Annotated in this window: 14 protein-coding genes; 6 read left to right on the plus strand and 8 right to left on the minus strand. The window is 54.6% G+C overall.

Annotation, left to right across the window (positions count from 1 at the left end):
• Nucleotides 1-101: 101 nt before the first annotated feature.
• From exaC to fdnG, 6 genes are all read right to left on the minus strand, one after another.
• Nucleotides 102-1,640: an acetaldehyde dehydrogenase ExaC gene (exaC, locus tag TU92_RS06030; protein WP_112165278.1), complete on the minus strand. Its 1,539-nt coding sequence runs from the start codon at nt 1,638-1,640 to the stop codon at nt 102-104.
• Nucleotides 1,641-1,742: 102 nt separating this feature from the next.
• Nucleotides 1,743-2,384, minus strand: coding sequence for a glutathione S-transferase (locus TU92_RS06035; protein WP_112165280.1), 642 nt, complete (start codon nt 2,382-2,384; stop codon nt 1,743-1,745).
• Nucleotides 2,385-2,473: 89 nt separating this feature from the next.
• Nucleotides 2,474-3,403, minus strand: coding sequence for a formate dehydrogenase accessory protein FdhE (fdhE, locus tag TU92_RS06040; RefSeq protein ID WP_112165282.1), 930 nt, complete (start codon nt 3,401-3,403; stop codon nt 2,474-2,476).
• The gene (fdoI, locus tag TU92_RS06045) at nt 3,400-4,053 is read right to left on the minus strand and encodes a formate dehydrogenase cytochrome b556 subunit (RefSeq protein ID WP_112165284.1); all 654 of its coding nucleotides are present in this window, start codon (nt 4,051-4,053) and stop codon (nt 3,400-3,402) included. Before fdoI ends, fdhE begins: the two co-directional genes overlap by 4 nt.
• Nucleotides 4,050-4,943 (minus strand): formate dehydrogenase subunit beta, encoded by an 894-nt coding sequence (gene fdxH / locus TU92_RS06050; protein ID WP_112165286.1) that lies wholly within the window; start codon nt 4,941-4,943, stop codon nt 4,050-4,052. Before fdxH ends, fdoI begins: the two co-directional genes overlap by 4 nt.
• A 12-nt stretch (nt 4,944-4,955) precedes the next feature.
• Nucleotides 4,956-8,003, minus strand: coding sequence for a formate dehydrogenase-N subunit alpha (gene fdnG, locus TU92_RS06055; RefSeq protein ID WP_112165288.1), 3,048 nt, complete (start codon nt 8,001-8,003; stop codon nt 4,956-4,958).
• 144 nt (nt 8,004-8,147) lie between these two features.
• Between fdnG and fdhD the strand changes: the two genes are divergently transcribed.
• The 6 genes from fdhD to yiiM all read left to right on the plus strand — a co-directional run bounded on the left by fdhD (nt 8,148) and on the right by yiiM (nt 14,798).
• On the plus strand, nt 8,148-8,990 hold the full coding sequence (gene fdhD, locus TU92_RS06060; RefSeq protein WP_112165290.1) for a formate dehydrogenase accessory sulfurtransferase FdhD: 843 nt from the start codon (nt 8,148-8,150) through the stop codon (nt 8,988-8,990).
• A gap of 53 nt (nt 8,991-9,043) precedes the next feature.
• Nucleotides 9,044-10,360, plus strand: a complete 1,317-nt coding sequence (locus TU92_RS06065; RefSeq protein ID WP_112165292.1) for an AAA family ATPase — start codon at nt 9,044-9,046, stop codon at nt 10,358-10,360.
• A gap of 11 nt (nt 10,361-10,371) precedes the next feature.
• Nucleotides 10,372-10,953 carry an HNH endonuclease family protein gene (locus tag TU92_RS22230; RefSeq protein WP_136627580.1) on the plus strand — a complete coding sequence of 194 codons (582 nt, stop codon included), beginning with the start codon at nt 10,372-10,374 and terminating at the stop codon, nt 10,951-10,953.
• A gap of 214 nt (nt 10,954-11,167) precedes the next feature.
• Nucleotides 11,168-11,788, plus strand: a complete 621-nt coding sequence (sodA, locus tag TU92_RS06075; RefSeq protein WP_112165303.1) for a superoxide dismutase [Mn] — start codon at nt 11,168-11,170, stop codon at nt 11,786-11,788.
• A gap of 273 nt (nt 11,789-12,061) precedes the next feature.
• Nucleotides 12,062-14,005, plus strand: a complete 1,944-nt coding sequence (locus TU92_RS06080; protein ID WP_112165305.1) for a methyl-accepting chemotaxis protein — start codon at nt 12,062-12,064, stop codon at nt 14,003-14,005.
• A 112-nt stretch (nt 14,006-14,117) separates the two neighbouring features.
• The gene (yiiM, locus tag TU92_RS06085; RefSeq protein WP_112165307.1) at nt 14,118-14,798 is read left to right on the plus strand and encodes a 6-hydroxyaminopurine reductase; all 681 of its coding nucleotides are present in this window, start codon (nt 14,118-14,120) and stop codon (nt 14,796-14,798) included.
• Between the two features lie 105 nt (nt 14,799-14,903).
• Here the strand turns inward: yiiM and TU92_RS06090 are convergent, their stop codons facing one another.
• Complete coding sequence (locus TU92_RS06090; protein WP_112165309.1) at nt 14,904-15,266, minus strand: YibL family ribosome-associated protein; 363 nt, start codon at nt 15,264-15,266, stop codon at nt 14,904-14,906.
• Between the two features lie 89 nt (nt 15,267-15,355).
• Nucleotides 15,356-16,834 carry an aminotransferase-like domain-containing protein gene (locus TU92_RS06095; protein WP_112165311.1) on the minus strand — a complete coding sequence of 493 codons (1,479 nt, stop codon included), beginning with the start codon at nt 16,832-16,834 and terminating at the stop codon, nt 15,356-15,358.
• Nucleotides 16,835-16,853: the final 19 nt, after the last annotated feature.

A 16,853-nucleotide genomic window follows, 5' to 3' on the forward strand; every position in this document is an offset into this window, starting at 1 on the left:
GGACACGGACTGCACGGAAGAACCGGGCTGTACACAGAACACGTGAGGATTCTATGTACAGCCCGGATTCAACATACCAGGCAAAATAGCCCGTTAAAGCATCAGAACAGCCCCATCGGTTTGCTTGAATACGAAACGAGTAAACATTTCGTTTGCTGGTAGTGATCCAACATCATTTTGTGGGTTTCACGACCAAGACCAGACTGTTTGTAGCCACCGAAGGCAGCGTGCGCCGGATAGGCGTGGTAGCAGTTGGTCCAGACGCGTCCCGCCTGAATGTTGCGCCCCATGTGATACGCCACGTTGCCGTCGCGGCTCCACACGCCTGCGCCCAGCCCGTAAGCAGTATCGTTGGCAATTTGCAGCGCTTCATCCATATCTTTAAATGTCGTCACTGCCAGCACCGGCCCGAAGATTTCTTCCTGGAAGACGCGCATGTTGTTTTTACCCAGCAGGATGGTCGGTTGCAGGTAATAACCTTCGTTAAGCGATCCTTCCAGTTTTTTCTTCGCGCCGCCGGTCAGCACTTCCGCGCCCTCTTTTTTACCGATTTCGATGTAATCCAGAATGGTTTTCATCTGTCCGGCAGAGACCTGCGCGCCCATCTGCGTTTCCATATCCAGCGGATTACCGGTTTTAATGGCTTCGACGCGTTTTATCGCTCGCTCCATAAAGCGTTCGTAAATGGATTCCTGCACCAGCGCGCGGCTCGGACAGGTACAGACTTCACCCTGATTAAAGGCGAACAGCGCGAAGCCTTCCAGCGCTTTATCGAAGAATTCGTCTTCTTTATCCATCACGTCAGCGAAGAAAATGTTTGGCGATTTGCCGCCAAGTTCCAGCGTGGCCGGGATCAGATTCTGCGCGGCGTAACCGGCAATTTGCTGGCCGACTTCGGTCGAGCCGGTGAACGCGACTTTGGCAATGCGTTTGGAGGTCGCCAGATATTCGCCGATTTCACCGCCCGCGCCGTTGACCACGTTGATGACGCCCGGCGGCAAGATATCCTGAACCAGCTCCATCAGCAGCAATACGGAAAGCGGCGTCAGTTTGGCCGGTTTGAGCACGATGCAGTTACCGGCAGCCAGCGCCGGTGCCATTTTCCAGCATGCCATCAGCAGCGGGAAGTTCCACGGGATGATCTGCGCCACGACGCCCAATGGTTCATGGAAATGATAGGCGACCGTTTCGCTGTCTATTTCGCTGATCCCCCCTTCCTGTGCGCGGATGCAGGACGCGAAATAGCGGAAATGGTCGATGGCCAGCGGAACGTCCGCACCGCTGGTTTCGCGGATGGGTTTTCCGTTATCCCAGGTTTCGGCGTTGGCCAGCAGTTCGATGTTTTGTTCCATGCGATCGGCGACTTTAAGCAGTAAGTTCGCCCGCTGCTGCACCGGCATTTTGCCCCATTCCCCTTTGGCTTTATGCGCGGCATCCAGCGCCAGCTCGATATCGTCGGTGCTGGAACTCGCCACTTTGCACAACACTTCGCCGGTCACCGGCGTCAGGTTGTCGTAATATTCGTTTTTCACCGGCGCTACCCATTCCCCGCCGATGAAGTTTTCGTATTGTTTTTTGAGTTTGAGAGGGAAACCGTATTCTTCCGGTTTGACGGCATGAGGATTTTTATCATAAGCCATGATGGGACTCCTTTATGCAGCAGGTTTTTAGCAATGCGCTGCATAAAGCGTAGGCCGTAGACGCTTATCCGGTGGGATGTAAAGAGAACTCTTCGAGCGGCCTCACACCTTTTTCACTGCAAAGCTGGCGTTACCGCCTGCGGGCGGTGTGGTGCGCGCAAAACTCTCGCGCTGGAACAGGCGTTCGACCAGTTTAATCAGCTCCGGTCGCTCGACACACCAGCCTGGCGCGATACGGCGAAAGTTGATGTAACCCAGCGAGCAGGCGACGGCGATATCGGCCACGTTGAGGCTTTCAGAATTGAGTAACGTACGTTTCCCGGCGAGTTTTTCCAGCGCGTCCAGCCCGCGCAGCAGCTTTTCCCGCTGGCGCAAAACCCAGGCTTCGTTACGTTTATCCGGATCGCGTCGGCCTTCCAGCACCAGCGCTACGGCTGCGTCAGTGACGCCATCGGCCAGCGCTTCGATTTGCTTTACCCGCAGGGCTTCCAGCGGCTGCCACGGCAACAACGTCGGGGCGACGTTCATCAGCTCGATGAATTGAACAATGATAGGGGAATCGTAAAACACTTCGCCGTCGTCGGTGACCAGCGCGGGGACTTTGCCGAGCGGATTGAACTGGGTGATTTTGCAGCCCGGCTCGTGTGGTACGTCATTGATAAAATCGAACGGGATGCCCTTTTCCAGCAACATCACGGAAATTTTTCGCACATACGGGCTGGTATAGCTGCCGATCAACTTCATCAAACCCTCCACGTTTCACCGGAATCTCTATTAAACCTAGCAGCCGCACGCCTTTCTTTCCATCATGCGGCGGCCGCCAGATTCAGAGATTACTGCGCGGGAAACAGAAACGGATTGATGCCGCTGCCGGTGAACCCTTTTTCTTCCATACGATCATCGAGTAACAGCGTGGCGAGATCGTCCGCGACCGCCTCGGCCTGCGGATCTTTTTCCTGATAGATAACTTTCAGATAAGCGCCGCAGTCGTCACAGGCTTCGGCTTTCACCGCTGCCTGCTGGTCATCCACCGTTCCGTCCGTCACCGACCAATAGTGCAGATTTCCCATTTCGTCGCAGTTGGTGCATTTGGCGCGCACGACGTGCCATTCACTTTCGCACAGATTGCAGTGCAGATAGCGCAGGCCGCTGAGGGTGCCCATCGCTATCATCCCGGACACCGGCACGCTGCCGCAGACCGGACAGAACTGACGGTTTTCGCCGTAATCTGCGCGCCCTGCGCCACGCAGTTGCGTCGCCATTTGCGCCCAGTACAGCGACAGCGCGGCCCAGATAAACGGCGCCTGATCGGCAGGAACCTGTTTGAAATCCTGATTCAGCAGGTGCGTGGCCATCATTTCGCGTTGCAGGCCGGGCGCATGTTCGAGGCGTTCAAGCACGGCGTGTACCGGGCCGGAGGACTGTGGCTTGAGTACCGCGATCAGCGCGTCCAGCAACCGGAGCCAGTGCGGCGTACGGGGAAACAAACGGCAATCGAGCGGCGGTTTTCCAGCGGCTTTTTGCAATTCGTCGCTGAGATCGATATTGAGTGGAAACTCCGCCAGCACGCGTTGCTGCGCTTCGCATAACGACGCCGCAAAATTCAGATATCCATCCAGCGGGCTGTCTTCTGCCAGTTTGCGCAGGCGATCGGCGCGGCGCTGATACAGTGTTTTGAGGTTGGCGAACAGCACCGGCGGGATGTTCCCCGCCGTTTTTTTGCCGTCAGCCAGTTCGTCCTGAGGGACAATCTGGATGCTCATCCGGCTTTCCTCTCGTCTTCGTCTTTTTGCTTCTGTTTCGCCAGTTCTTCGCGATACCAGCGTGGATGGTGGTACTTCGCCCAGGACGCCGGCACTTTACCGCCGGTCATCGCATCGATAGAACCTTTCGCCCAGGTCGCGGCGTACACGTGCATGATGATGACCAGAATCAGCCCGATACCGGCCAGCGAGTGCACCAGCAGGGCGAGACGGATCAACGGGATAGGGAAGAAATCGGCAAACCATGGCCGCCAGATAATGACGCCGCTGGCCATCAGCAGAACCAGGCAACTGATCGCTGCCCAGAACACACATTTCTGGCCAAAGTTGTAGCGGCCAGTGTCGCCGACTTCATGGTTGGTCAGCACTTTGTCGATATTTTTCGCCCAGACCAGATCGTCTTTTTCCGGCAGGTTGTGCTTCCAGTAGCGAAAGAACATCCCGAGGAACGAAACGAACATCACCACGCCGAAGAACGGATGGAGAATGCGCGCCAGCTGCGGCGTGCCGTAAATGTTCATCAGCCAGTTAAACGACGGAAAAAAGAACCCCAGACCGCTGAGCGCCAGGGATACAAAACAGAAAGCCACGATCCAGTGATTGAGGCGTTCCATCAGGCTGTAGCGTTGGATCATTTTCTCTTTTTTCATGGTTTCTTCTCCTCGTCATCGTGCTCTTCTTCCTCTTTCACATAGTTCGGTCCTACGCCGAGGAAGTGGAAGGCGGCAGCCGCAAAGGTCACCGCAAATCCGACGGCTGCGAGAGGTTTCCAGACACCTTTCCATAATGTTACTGCCGCACTGATCGCCGGGTCTTTCGGCAGGCCGTGATACAGCTCCGGTTTATCGGCGTGATGCAGTACGTACATGACGTGCGTGCCACCGACGCCCGGCGGATCGTACAAGCCTGCGTGTTCAAAACCGCGCCCTTGCAACTCGCTGACGCGCTCTGCGGCGAGGAATTTCATCTCCTCTTTGGTGCCAAAATGAATCGCACCGGTCGGACAGGTTTTCACGCAGGCCGGTTCCTGACCTACGCTGACGCGGTCGACGCACAGCGTGCATTTGTAGGCACGGTTATCCTGTTTGTTGATACGCGGAACGTTGAACGGGCAACCGGCGATGCAGTAACCGCAGCCGATGCAGTGTTCAGACTGAAAATCGACGATGCCGTTAGCGTATTGCAGGATCGCGCCTTCCGCCGGGCAGGCTTTCAGACAGCCAGGATCGGCGCAGTGCATACAGCCGTCTTTGCGGATCAGCCACTCCAGCTTGCCGTTCTCCTCAACTTCAGAGAAACGCATCACGGTCCAGGATTTCGCAGTGAGATCCATCGGGTTGTCGTACACGCCGGTATTGATGCCGACCTCGTCGCGCAGGTCATTCCATTCGGAACAGGCGACCTGACAGCCTTTACAGCCGATGCAGGTGGTGACGTCGATAAGCTTCGCCACTTCCTGCTGATGATCGCGGGCACGCGGCGCTGGCGTGAACCCGTTAGTTGCGGACTTACGAAGTATGTCCTGAGATTGCATTGCCATAATTCGCCTCCGTTAGACCTTTTCCACGTTAACCAGGAACGCCTTAAATTCCGGCGTTTGCGAGTTAGCGTCACCGACCGACGGCGTCAGCGTATTGGCCAAATAGCCTTTGCGCGTTGCGCCTTCAAAGCCCCAGTGACAAGGAATGCCAATGGTTTCGACATGTTTTCCGTCGATGGTCAGCGGACGAATACGTTTGGTCACCACGGCTTTCGCCACGATGAAACCTCGCTTGGACGACACTTTCACGTCGTCACCCTGCGCGATACCTTTTGAAGCAGCCAGACCTTCGCCAATCTCAATAAACTGCTCAGGCTGCGCGATGGCGTTCAGCAGCGCGTGCTTGGTCCAGTGGCGGAACAATTCGGTGATCGAATACGTGGTGGCGACGTAAGGGAAATCTTTTGCCGTGCCCATATTCGGCACATCGCTGGCGAAAATACGCGCGACCGGGTTGGAGATAACATTCGGATGCAGCGGATTGGTGCCAATCGGCGATTCGATCGGTTCGTAATGCTCAGGGAACGGACCGTCGGCCATTTTGTCCGTAGAGAACAAGCGTCCGACGCCTTCCTGCTGCATGATGAACGGCCCGACACCGGTTCCCGGCGCAGCGTTGCTGTAATCCGGGACGTCAAAACCGGTCCACTTCGCGCCATCCCAGCGGATGATTTCGCGTTTGGGATCCCACGGCTGCCCCTGCGGGTCAACGGATGCGCGGTTATACAGAATGCGGCGGTTCAGCGGCCATGCCCACGCCCAGCCGGACGTACAGCCCAGACCGGAGGGATCGGCGTTATCGCGGCGTGCCATCTGATTACCGGCTTCGGTCCAGCTGCCGGCATAAATCCAGCAGAAACTGGCGGTGGTCCCGTCGTTTTTCAGATGGGCAAAGGTCGAGAGTTGCTGACCTTTTTTCGCCAGCAGATTGCCCTGATCGTCATGAATATCAGCCAGTGCTTTGCCGTTAGCTTCACGGGCAATTTCTTCCGGCAGCGGGTCTAGCGGATCCTGATAATCCCACGCCATATTCATCACCGGCAGCGGGTTCGCGCCGCCTTCTTTCTGATACAGCTCGCGCAGTTTCATGAACAGGCGGGCGATGATTTTGCCGTCATGCAGCGCCTCACCCGGCGGCTCAGAGGCCTGGAAGTGCCATTGCAGCCAGCGGCCTGAGTTCACAATCGAGCCGTTTTCTTCTGCAAAACAGGATGACGGCAGACGGAACACTTCGGTCTGAATATCGGCGGTGCTGACGTCGTTCATCGCGCCGTGGTTTTGCCAGAAGTTCGAGGACTCGGTCACCAGCGGGTCGATCACCACCATGTATTTCAGTTTTGAGAGCGCACGCGAGGATTTATTTTTGTCCGGGAACGCCGCCAGCGGGTTGAAGCCCTGCACGATATAACCGTTCAGTTTGCCTTGGGTCATCAGCTCGGCCTGTTGCAGCACGTCGTAGCTTTTATCCCATTTTGGCAGCCAGTCAAAGCCCCAGTCGTTCTGCGCCGTGGCGTTGTCGCCCCAGAAGCTTTTCATCATGCTGACGAAGAAATTCGGGGTGTTTTTCCAGAAGTTGACCTGATTTTCGACCAGCGGCCCCGGCGTGATTTGTTTCAGGTAATCCGTCAGGTTGGTCTGTTTTTCCGATGGCAGCGGCATATAGCCAGGCAGGTTCAGCGAGAGCAAACCGAGATCGGTATATCCCTGAATATTCGAGTGGCCACGCAGCGCATTGACGCCACCGCCCGGCATCCCGATATTGCCAAGCAGCAACTGGATCATCGCCGCACAGCGGATGATTTGCGCACCGCCGGTGTGGTGCGTCCAGCCCAGCGCATACAGGATGGTCGAGGTTTTATCGCGCGCACAGGTTTCCGCCAGGATCGAGCTTATCAGCAGAAAATCTTCTTTCGAGGTGCCGCACAGGCGCTCTACCAGCTCCGGCGTGTAACGGGAGACGTGCTCTTTCAGCAAATGCCAGACGCAGCGCGGATCCTGCAAGGTTTTGTCCTGCTTCGCGAAGCCGTTTTCATCCAGCTGATAGTGCCAGCTGTCTTTATTGTAAGCTTTCTTCCCGGCGTCAAAGCCGCTGAACAGCCCGTCGTTAAACGCATAATCTTCCCGCACCAGCAGGCTGGCATTGGTGTATTCCCTGACGTACTCGGTCTGGATTTTATTATGCGTAATCAGGTAGTTGATCATGCCGAGCAGGAAAGCGGTGTCAGAACCGGCGCGGATGGGCGCGTAAATATCGGCTACGGCGGCACTGCGGTTAAAGCGCGGATCGACGACGATGACTTTGGCGTTATTTTTCGTTTTGGCTTCAATCACCCATTTGAATCCGACCGGGTGCGCTTCAGCAGCATTTCCGCCCATGATCAAAATCACGTTGGCGTTTTTGATATCCACCCAGTTATTGGTCATCGCACCGCGACCAAAGCTTGGCGCTAAAGCGGCGACGGTCGGGCCGTGACACAGACGCGCCTGGCAGTCGATAGCAACCATCCCGAGTGCGCGGGTGAATTTCTGATCCAGCAGGCCGGTTTCGTTACTGGCCGCAGAAGAGCACAGCATCCCGGTGGTCAGCCAGCGATTGACCGTCACGTTGTTGTCGTTTTTCTCGACAAAGTTGGCGTCGCGGTCATCTTTCATCAGGCGGGCGATACGGGAAATCGCCTCGTCCCAGCTCATGCGCTGCCATTTATCAGAGCCCGGCGCGCGATATTCCGGGTATTTCAGACGCCCTTCGCTGTGAATGTAATCCAGCACGCCAGCGCCTTTCGGGCACAACGAGCCGCGACTGACCGGATGATCGGCGTCACCCTCGACGTGGAAAATGTTCTCAGTGACATTTTTTGCGCCGTCGCCCTGGCTGTAAATCAGCATTCCGCAACCGACCGAACAATAGGTGCAGTTATTACGGGTTTCGCGCGAACGCAGCAGTTTGTACTGACGCGTTTCGGCCAGCGCCAGTGTCGGGGTAAACCCTAATAAAGCCGCTGTGGTGCCGGCCATACCGCCTGCACATATTTTGAATAATTGTCTTCTGCTGACTTGCATGAAAGACTCCTTCCCATCATTTGTTAACACATTGCTTTTAAATTGCCGCTTTCCGTTGCAGAGGCAGAAGCGGTAAAATTAAGACCTAAAGTCCTGACAGTTTGTACGGCTTATGTAGCCGGAATGTTTATAAGGTTATTGCCAATGGATGTCCATCAAGTAAACGAACTGGGCAAAAAAGATGATAAAAAAGTGACTCAGATCATCGGAGCGCGCCAAAAACCGGTGATGCAGCGCACACATCTTGGTGAGCCTGAAGACGACTGGATTGCTGAAGAAGTGCCCGTTGCGCTGGTCTATAACGGGATTTCGCACGTGGTGATGATGGCCTCGCCGAAAGATCTGGAAGCCTTCGCGCTGGGCTTTTCGCTGTCAGAAGGGATTATCGAATCCATCAGTGATATTCAGGGAATGGACGTGACGCCCAACTGTAACGGTATCGAAGTGAATATTGAGCTTTCGAGCCGCCGCTTCGCCGGGCTAAAAGAGCGTCGCCGCGCGATGGCCGGACGCACCGGTTGCGGGGTCTGCGGCATCGAGCAGCTCGGTGACCTCTTCCGCCCGCTCGCCCCACTGACGTTCACCCAGACGTTCGATCTGCGGCATCTGGACACCGCGTTGAATCAGCTGAAATCCGTACAAACCATCGGACAACTGACCGGCTGCACCCACGCCGCAGCGTGGATCTCCCTGGAAGGGGAATTACTCGGCGGCTGTGAAGACGTCGGACGCCACGTCGCACTCGATAAAATGCTGGGAAATCGCGCCCGCCAGCCCGGCTGGAATTCCGGCGCCGCGCTGGTCTCCAGCCGCGCAAGTTATGAGATGGTGCAGAAAGCCGCGATGTGCGGCATCGAGATCCTGTTCGCCGTTTCTGCAGCCACGACGCTCGCCGTCGACGTCGCCGAAAAGTGCAACCTGACGCTGGTCGGTTTCAGTAAACCCGGCCGCGCCACGGTGTATACGCATCCGCAGCGGCTGAGGTAAACTCAGAACAGAATTTGAACAGTTTTCTCTGAAAATAATTATAAGGAAATCAAATGCGGCAGCCGTACCGTCTGGAAAGCATAACTCTCAAGGATGTGGGCGTATTCGAGAATACGCGCTTTGATTTCCCACCGATAAAAAGCGAGAAAGCCGACGCGGAAAAGGCGGAAATTCATATCTTCACCGGCCCGAACGGCTGCGGGAAAAGTACACTTCTGTATGCGCTGGCCGCGGTGTTTGATGAGCGGATGGATCATTTTCCGCAACTAAAAACTCGCTTTAAGAATAACCGTAGTTTTATGCGGTTTACTTTTCAAAATACAGAAGGCCGCTTTAATTCATTTGCAACTATGTCTCAATATGAAAAGAATCGGCCTGTTATGGCAAGTGCATCGGTGCCCGGCTCGCTTACTGACTATCAAAATAAAAATAAGTCTTATAGGTTTCGTGATTTTGATTTTGCTGCTTTTGCTTATTCTGGACAGTCTAATTCTTCTGAAACATTCGACGTCTCTGTTATTGAAGAAATCGCAGATTCTCCTTTCGATAAAGCCCTCTCTTTTAACTCGACGGTTCGCCCCAAAACGATTGCTCAGTGGATTGCCCTAAATCGCTCAAATGCGGCTTTAGCCCTGCAAGATGGCGCTCTTGAAGAAATCAAAAGATATGATCTTGCGCTTGAGCGTATATCTGCCTTTATCAAATCTGTCTGCGATCTGGATGTTTCATTCCGTTTAGAGCGCAATCCACGTTCGGTATCGCTGATCATTGATGGTGAAATTGTCCCCTTCAACGTTTTACCCGACGGCCTGAAATCCATTATTGGCTGGATATCTGATCTCGCGCTGCGTCTTGAAGCCATTCAGTGGAAAGAAAGCCGCGATATCTTCTCGCAACCGATCATCTTATTCCTCGATGAAGTCGATATTCATCTGCACCCTAAATGGCAGCGCCGCATTCTTCCGGCGATTCAAAAATTATTGCCCAATGCGCAGGTGTTTGTTTCCACGCATTCGCCGTTTGTTGTTGGCTCAGTCGAAGATGCCTGGGTTTACCGGTTGCCGGATCCACAGCGTCTGGTGTGTCGGGATCCGCATATTGCTGAGGTCATCGAGGCGACTGAATCAGCGGGCGGAAAGAGCTATCAGGTGATTCTGGAAGAAGTTTTCGAAGTGAAAGAACAGTTTGATATCGAAACTGAAAAACAGCTGGAACATTTTTATCAATTGCGGAATGCCTATCTAAAGGATCCTCAGGACATCCGCGCACTGAAAGTCTGTGCGGAAAAACTGAGTGAAATAAGTGAAGAAGTCGACGCCATCATTTTGATGGAAATGCGCCAAATTGCACGGCTGACCAAAGCAAAATAAGGATTTTTTGCATGTACACATTTATTAGGGATGCCTCCCCGGCATGTCTCGCTTTGCGCTGGGAAGAGTGGACAGATCGCTACTGCTCCGGTGACAAGGGTTTTAAGTGGTATTCACCCAAATGCTACGAAAACGTCCGTCAAAAATTATTCGAATCCAGCCTTCAGCATTGTGCATTCTGTGACGGACTAACGTGTGCTGAAAGCCGCCAGACTATCGAACACTTCAAACCAAAAGAACGCCACGCCTTTCCTGAACTGGCATTTCACTGGGCGAATCTTTATCCCTGCTGCGACCGCTGTCAGAGCCAGAAAGGCAGCCGGTACGATCCCGCACTGCTTAACCCTGACGATCTTGAATATCATTTTGATGATTATTTCGTGGCGAATTATCTGACGGGTGAAATAGAAGTTTCCCCACTCGCCAGTGCGGAAAACTGTCACAGAGCACATGTTACTCTTGAGTTGTACGGACTAAATCTGGGTATCAGAACCGCACGCCGTAAGCGTGAAGCGCAACTGTTCCAGCACAGAAATCCGGAAAGAGAACCCTTAGATGACTTCAGCTATCGCTATTTCCTCAAGAACTGTTGAGGTAAACCCTCTAAGCACCCCGTGCCTTTAGACAATTTCGGATTCGCTGCTGTTATCTGGTTCTAAGCCCCGTATAACAGGGGCTTACAAGTACCCGCACAAAGTGCGGAGCATAGATAATCATTTTCAATATCATTTAATTAACTATAATGATCCGACTGATTACGCGGTGCTCACAATGACGGTGCCGCCCTACACTATGGAGACGATGAACATGAGTTATTCACTGCCATCACTGCCTTACGCATACGACGCACTCGAACCGCATTTCGACAAAGAAACGATGGAAATCCATCACTCTAAACATCACCAGGCGTACGTGAACAACGCTAACGCTGCACTGGAAAGCCTGCCAGAACTGGCGAAACTTTCTGTTGAAGAGCTGATCGCTAACCTGGACAAAGTCCCTGCGGATAAGAAAGTCGCACTGCGTAACAACGCAGGTGGCCACGCTAACCACAGCCTGTTCTGGAAAGGCCTGAAAACCGGCACCACCTTACAGGGTGAACTGAAATCCGCTATCGAACGCGATTTCGGCAGCGTTGAGGCGTTCAAAGAAACTTTCGAAAAAGCAGCAACCACTCGTTTCGGCTCAGGCTGGGCGTGGCTGGTTCTGAAAGATGGCAAACTGGCTGTCGTTTCAACTGCTAACCAGGACAGCCCGCTGATGGGCGAAGCCGTTTCTGGCGCTTCCGGTTACCCGCTGTTGGGTCTGGATGTGTGGGAACACGCTTACTACCTGAAATATCAGAACAAACGCCCTGACTACATCAAAGCATTCTGGGATGTAGTGAACTGGGACGAAGCAGCAAAACGTCTGGCTGAAGCGAAATAATTTCGCACTGCCGCCCGTAACGGGCACGATGTTTTCGCCAATGGCGGGTCTGTGACCCGCCTTTTTTATGCGTGTAATATGCTGAAAACGTTACCCTGATCACCATAATCAAGTGAATCATTTTTTTGTACCCCGCTTTTTTCTGACTTTGCTCTCATTTATCAAAAATACACCGCAGCCCCTATAAAGTTTATTTTTACTCCACCGATAGATTGTTCACAAAGGCGTCACAAAACCGCTAATTTTCGCAGGGATGTACTACGGAGAACGATTATGGGTAACGGCACGGGTCTTTCGCAGTGGATGAATAATCTCAAGGTCGGCACCAAATTGGGCCTCGGATTTGGGTTGGTTTTATTGATCGCCGCCGTGATCACCGTGGCGGGCATGGTCAAACTGAATGACATCAGCCAGCGCGCTGAGAAAGTCGATTTCAGTAATCAGATGAATGCGTTACTTAATGATGCCCGTCTGAGCCGCACGCTCTATCAGCTTAAGTACGACCCTACCTATCTCCAGCAGAATCAGGAAAAGATCAACGCCCTGTCGCAGCTGGTCGCTCAGTCAAAAGGCAAGCTGGAATGGGATGCCACCAGCCTGGCCAATCTCGATCAGGTGCCGGTGAAAATCCAGGAATATCAGCAGGCGCAGGACGCGTTTAAAAAGGCCGTCGATAAAAAAGACGCCGTGCGCGCCAGCTGGAATCTTTCTGAAACAGAAGCCGTGGTGAAACGCTTACAAGATCAGCTGCGCGTGGAAGATGCCGATCCGTCCATCCGCCTTTCTCTGGCCGAAGTGATTCAGAAACTGATCAGCGTGCGTTACGACGTACGCGGGCTGTTACTCAATATGGATAAAGAATCCGAAACCACATTGCTGAAGGCCATTGACGATACCCAGGCCAATGCCAAAAAACTGAACGCGCTGTTGCTGCCGAATCAGCAGGCTACGCTGGCACCGCTGATGAGCGCACTGGCAGATTATAAAAGCCACGTCGTGGCCTATATGCCTGCCTATGAAGAAGAGCAGAGAAACTCGCAGCTGCTGTCGGTCAAAGCCAGTGAGATGAATACGCTGGTAGGCAAAATCTTCAAAAATGAGCTGGCAAATACGCATCTCGATATCAGCCGCGCGCAGTTAATGATGATGGTGATAACGCTGACAGTGCTGCTGGCCGGGATTTTGATCGCATGGCGGATCACCCGTCAGATTACTCAGCCGCTGCGCGCCACCTTGCAGACCGCCGAGCTGATTGCCAAAGGCGATCTGACCGCTGCACATCCGACGACGCGTCGCGATGAGCTGGGAATGCTGATGAATGCGGTTGCGGCGATGAGCCAGAACCTCAGCACCATGATTTACGAGATCCGCTCGGGGGTAACGCAGGTCTCCCACGCGGCTGCGGAAATCGCCGCCGGAAACACCGATTTGTCATCGCGCACCGAACAGCAGGCCGCCGCAGTGGAAGAAACGGCAGCCAGCATGGAAGAACTGAGCGCGACGGTGAAACAGAACGCCGATAACGCGCATCACGCCAGCAAACTCGCCAGTGAAGCCTCAGGTACTGCCACGCTCGGCGGTAAGCAAGTCAGCGACGTTGTCGACACCATGCAGCAAATTTCCGGCAGTTCGAAGCGTATTGCTGAAATTACCTCTGTCATCAACGGCATCGCCTTCCAGACCAACATTCTGGCGCTGAATGCCGCCGTTGAAGCGGCACGCGCCGGTGAACAGGGGCGTGGCTTCTCGGTGGTGGCCTCTGAAGTCCGCACGCTGGCACAGCGCAGCGCGCAGGCTGCGAAAGAAATCGAAGGGCTGATTGCCGAATCGGTAGAGCGCGTAAATACCGGCGCGAAACTGGTGGAAAACACCGGTCGCACCATGCAGGACATCGTCAAATCGGTCTCGCACGTGCGCGATATTATGGGTGAAATTGCTTCTGCGTCTGACGAGCAAAGCCGCGGCATCAGTCAGATTTCGCAGGCGATTGTCGAGATGGACAGCACCACCCAGCAGAACGCCGCGCTGGTGGAGCAGTCTTCTGCCGCCGCAGACTCTCTGGAAGATCAGGCCGCCACGCTGACACAGGCGGTATCGGTATTCCGTCTGGCGGACAACCGCAACATGCAGCACGCACCGGCGACCAATACGCTGCGTCGCCCGACGCTGCCACCCGCACAGGGCAAAGGCAGCCAGGAAAACTGGGAAACTTTCTGATCCTCTTTTCACCCTGCGCTTCTCCCACACAGCGCGCAGGGTGATTCTTCCTACTCATGACATCTGATGCGGGTTATGCTGAGTTCAACGACTGATTCCGAGCGGAGATCTTATGCATTATCCCGACGTCTATATTGGTGCTGTTGAGAATTACCCTGATTATTCGCCAAGCGCGATTGCCAAACGTCAGGTCAATGGCGGCATGCCATTAACGCCTCTGGGGCTGGAAGGCGATCAGCAAGCCGAAAAGTCTTACCACGGCGGGACAGACCGCGCACTTTGCCATTTTCCACGTGAGCACTACGCCTGGCTGCGTCAGCAATTCCCTGAAGAAGAAGAGCGCTTTCATCCGCCCGCCTTTGGCGAAAACTTGTCCACGCTGGGCATGACCGAAGAAAATGTCTTTATCGGCGATATCTTCCGCTGGGGCGAGGCGCTGATTCAGGTCACGCAGCCACGTGCGCCCTGCTATAAGCTGAACCATTTTCTCGACTGCAAAAATCTGGCGCCGTTACTGCAAAGCAGCGGGCGCTGCGGCTGGTTGTATCGCGTGGTGAGCACCGGTAATGTCAGCGGCGATCGTTCTCTGGAACTGCTGACGCGCAACAGCGACGTTTCGGTGGCCGGGGCAATTTCTATCGCATTCAACATGCCGTTCGATGAAGAACAGTATCGCCGTCTGATGTCAGCTGCGGGGATTTCTGCCAGCTGGAGCAAGACAATGCAAATGCGTCTGGTGAACCGCAAGATTGAGGATTTTGGACGGAGATTATTTGGGACCGAAGGGAAATAAACTTGCTCCTCCTTCTGCGAAAAGGGGAGCAAGTGAGGGGTATTGTAAAAGACAGAGATGCCCTTAATACCCCAACCCACCCCTTCGCAGGGGTGAGAATTAAAATCAGAACGCTTTCTTAGCGAAACCGGTGACCACTTTCAGGCCCATTTCGCGGCCCAGCGCTGTCATCGGGTGAACCACGACGATACCGCGTACGGTTTTCTTCAGCGTGCCCATATCAGCCTGTTCTTTCTTGGTGATTTCACGGCTGAACGGCAGCTGCTCCAGCTTCTGCGCTTCGGTGCTGAGTTTTTTAACCCGCACATCTTTCAGACGCGCAATTTCAGCGGCCAGCTTTTCTTTCTCTTCTTCGTGCTTGGCGATCAGGTCAGAATTACCCTGCTGGATAACCGTAGGGTCTTTGTGATTCAGGGCATCAAGCATGTCGCTGAGGCGTTTAATCTCGGCTTTTTCGATTTCTTTCATGGTGTCAGATCCGTTCATGCCGCAGCGGGCAAAACTGTAAATTGGGAATAATAACCGTCAGTGTATCAGGAAGTGGGCAATTCTTCAGCTCACTCCTGCGTTTCTGCCAGCCCCGGAGGTAAACCGCACATCTCACAGGCGCGCTGACCGATGCGGATCATGGCCGAAATATACCGCGTGTCGAAGACATAACAGCAGGATAACCGCAGGCCGTTGGTGTAGCGGCCGCTCGGCGAATAAAGCTGACCGGGCGTCATGCAGATTTTATCCTCTAATAGTTGGCGGAATAGCGTCACGCAATCGACGCCCGCCGGGAAATCCACCCAAATCACGAAGCCGCCCGCCGGTTGTGTGGCACGGGTTCCTTGCGGGAAATGCCGCGCGATCAGCGCACGCGCCTGTTCGACCTGGGAGGCATACCGGCGGCGAAGCGCACGCAGATGATGGTCATAGCCGCCTGACTCCAGAAATACCGTCAGCGTTTGCGAGAGCAGCGCAGATTCGGCCATCGATGAGACCGCTTTCAGCTTGTGCAGCTTCGCGGCAAAGCGCCCACCTTCCATCCAGCCGATACGAAAATCTGGCGCCAGCGTTTTGGTAAAACTGGTGCAAAACAGGATCCAGCCATCTCTGTCGAACGCTTTCACCGCCGGGGACAGCGTCGCGCCGAACTGAATTTCCGCATACAGGCCATCTTCAATCAGCGGCACCTGATGATCGTTCATCATCCGCGCCAGCCGTTTTTTCGCGGCTAACGGCATGGTGAAGCCCAGCGGATTTTGCGCCGTCGGCATGGCGATCACCGCATTCAGACGTTTTTCGCTGAGCAGCATTTCCAGCACGTCCAGCGAAAGGCCGGTTTGCGGATCGGTCGGGATTTCCACCGCTTTCAGCCCCAGACTGGCGAGCAGCGGCAGCAGATAGAAATAGGTCGGCGTCTCCAGCCCCACACTGTCGCCGGGCTGCGTGGTCACGCGCAGCGCCAGTTGTAACGCTTCCATACAACCGTGCGTAATGGTGATGTCAGTCGGCTCTAAAATCATCCCAAGCGTCAGCGCCCGGCGGGCGATCTGCTGTCGCAGCGGCGGATGCCCCGGTGGCAGGGCGTATTGGCCAATCAGATTGGGCTGGCGGCGCAGCAGAGACGACATAATACGCCCCAGTTTCCCGCTCGGATAAAAGTCATTGGACTGCGGGCAGGCCAGCGACAAATTGGTGTAGGTCGGGTCGATTTGCGCGGCGAACACTTTGTCGATGAGATCCAGCACTTCATCCGCCGGTTCAGCCGCCTGCGTGTGTTGCTGCTCCTGCGGCTGATGCTGTTCAAGCGCAGGCAGAGCTGCTCGCACGTAAAAGCCGGATTGCGGCCGCGCCTCGATAAATCCGCGATCTTCCAGCCGCCGGTACGCCGCCACCACGGTATTAATACTGACTGACCAGGTCTGCGCGCTGCGTCGCACTGAGGGCAAACGACTGCCCGGCGCGAGCGTGCCACGGCGGATGGCTTCGGCCAGTTGTTCCGCCAGCTGGTTGTAACGAGTATCAGTCAGATCCGCGGTATCAGTCATGGTGTCAGTTCCGTGAAAA

It is taken from the genome of Rahnella inusitata (assembly GCF_003263515.1).
Taxonomy (GTDB): domain Bacteria; phylum Pseudomonadota; class Gammaproteobacteria; order Enterobacterales; family Enterobacteriaceae; genus Rahnella; species Rahnella inusitata.

Coding starts and splice junctions, on each gene's coding strand:
- exaC (WP_112165278.1), bottom strand. CDS start 1,640: ATGGCTTATGATAAAAATCCTCATGCCGTCAAACCGGAAGAATACGGT.
- yiiM (WP_112165307.1), top strand. CDS start 14,118: ATGCATTATCCCGACGTCTATATTGGTGCTGTTGAGAATTACCCTGAT.
- fdnG (WP_112165288.1), bottom strand. CDS start 8,003: ATGCAAGTCAGCAGAAGACAATTATTCAAAATATGTGCAGGCGGTATG.
- TU92_RS06090 (WP_112165309.1), bottom strand. CDS start 15,266: ATGAAAGAAATCGAAAAAGCCGAGATTAAACGCCTCAGCGACATGCTT.
- TU92_RS06080 (WP_112165305.1), top strand. CDS start 12,062: ATGGGTAACGGCACGGGTCTTTCGCAGTGGATGAATAATCTCAAGGTC.
- fdxH (WP_112165286.1), bottom strand. CDS start 4,943: ATGGCAATGCAATCTCAGGACATACTTCGTAAGTCCGCAACTAACGGG.
- sodA (WP_112165303.1), top strand. CDS start 11,168: ATGAGTTATTCACTGCCATCACTGCCTTACGCATACGACGCACTCGAA.
- TU92_RS22230 (WP_136627580.1), top strand. CDS start 10,372: ATGTACACATTTATTAGGGATGCCTCCCCGGCATGTCTCGCTTTGCGC.
- TU92_RS06065 (WP_112165292.1), top strand. CDS start 9,044: ATGCGGCAGCCGTACCGTCTGGAAAGCATAACTCTCAAGGATGTGGGC.
- fdhE (WP_112165282.1), bottom strand. CDS start 3,403: ATGAGCATCCAGATTGTCCCTCAGGACGAACTGGCTGACGGCAAAAAA.
- fdhD (WP_112165290.1), top strand. CDS start 8,148: ATGGATGTCCATCAAGTAAACGAACTGGGCAAAAAAGATGATAAAAAA.
- fdoI (WP_112165284.1), bottom strand. CDS start 4,053: ATGAAAAAAGAGAAAATGATCCAACGCTACAGCCTGATGGAACGCCTC.
- TU92_RS06035 (WP_112165280.1), bottom strand. CDS start 2,384: ATGAAGTTGATCGGCAGCTATACCAGCCCGTATGTGCGAAAAATTTCC.
- TU92_RS06095 (WP_112165311.1), bottom strand. CDS start 16,834: ATGACTGATACCGCGGATCTGACTGATACTCGTTACAACCAGCTGGCG.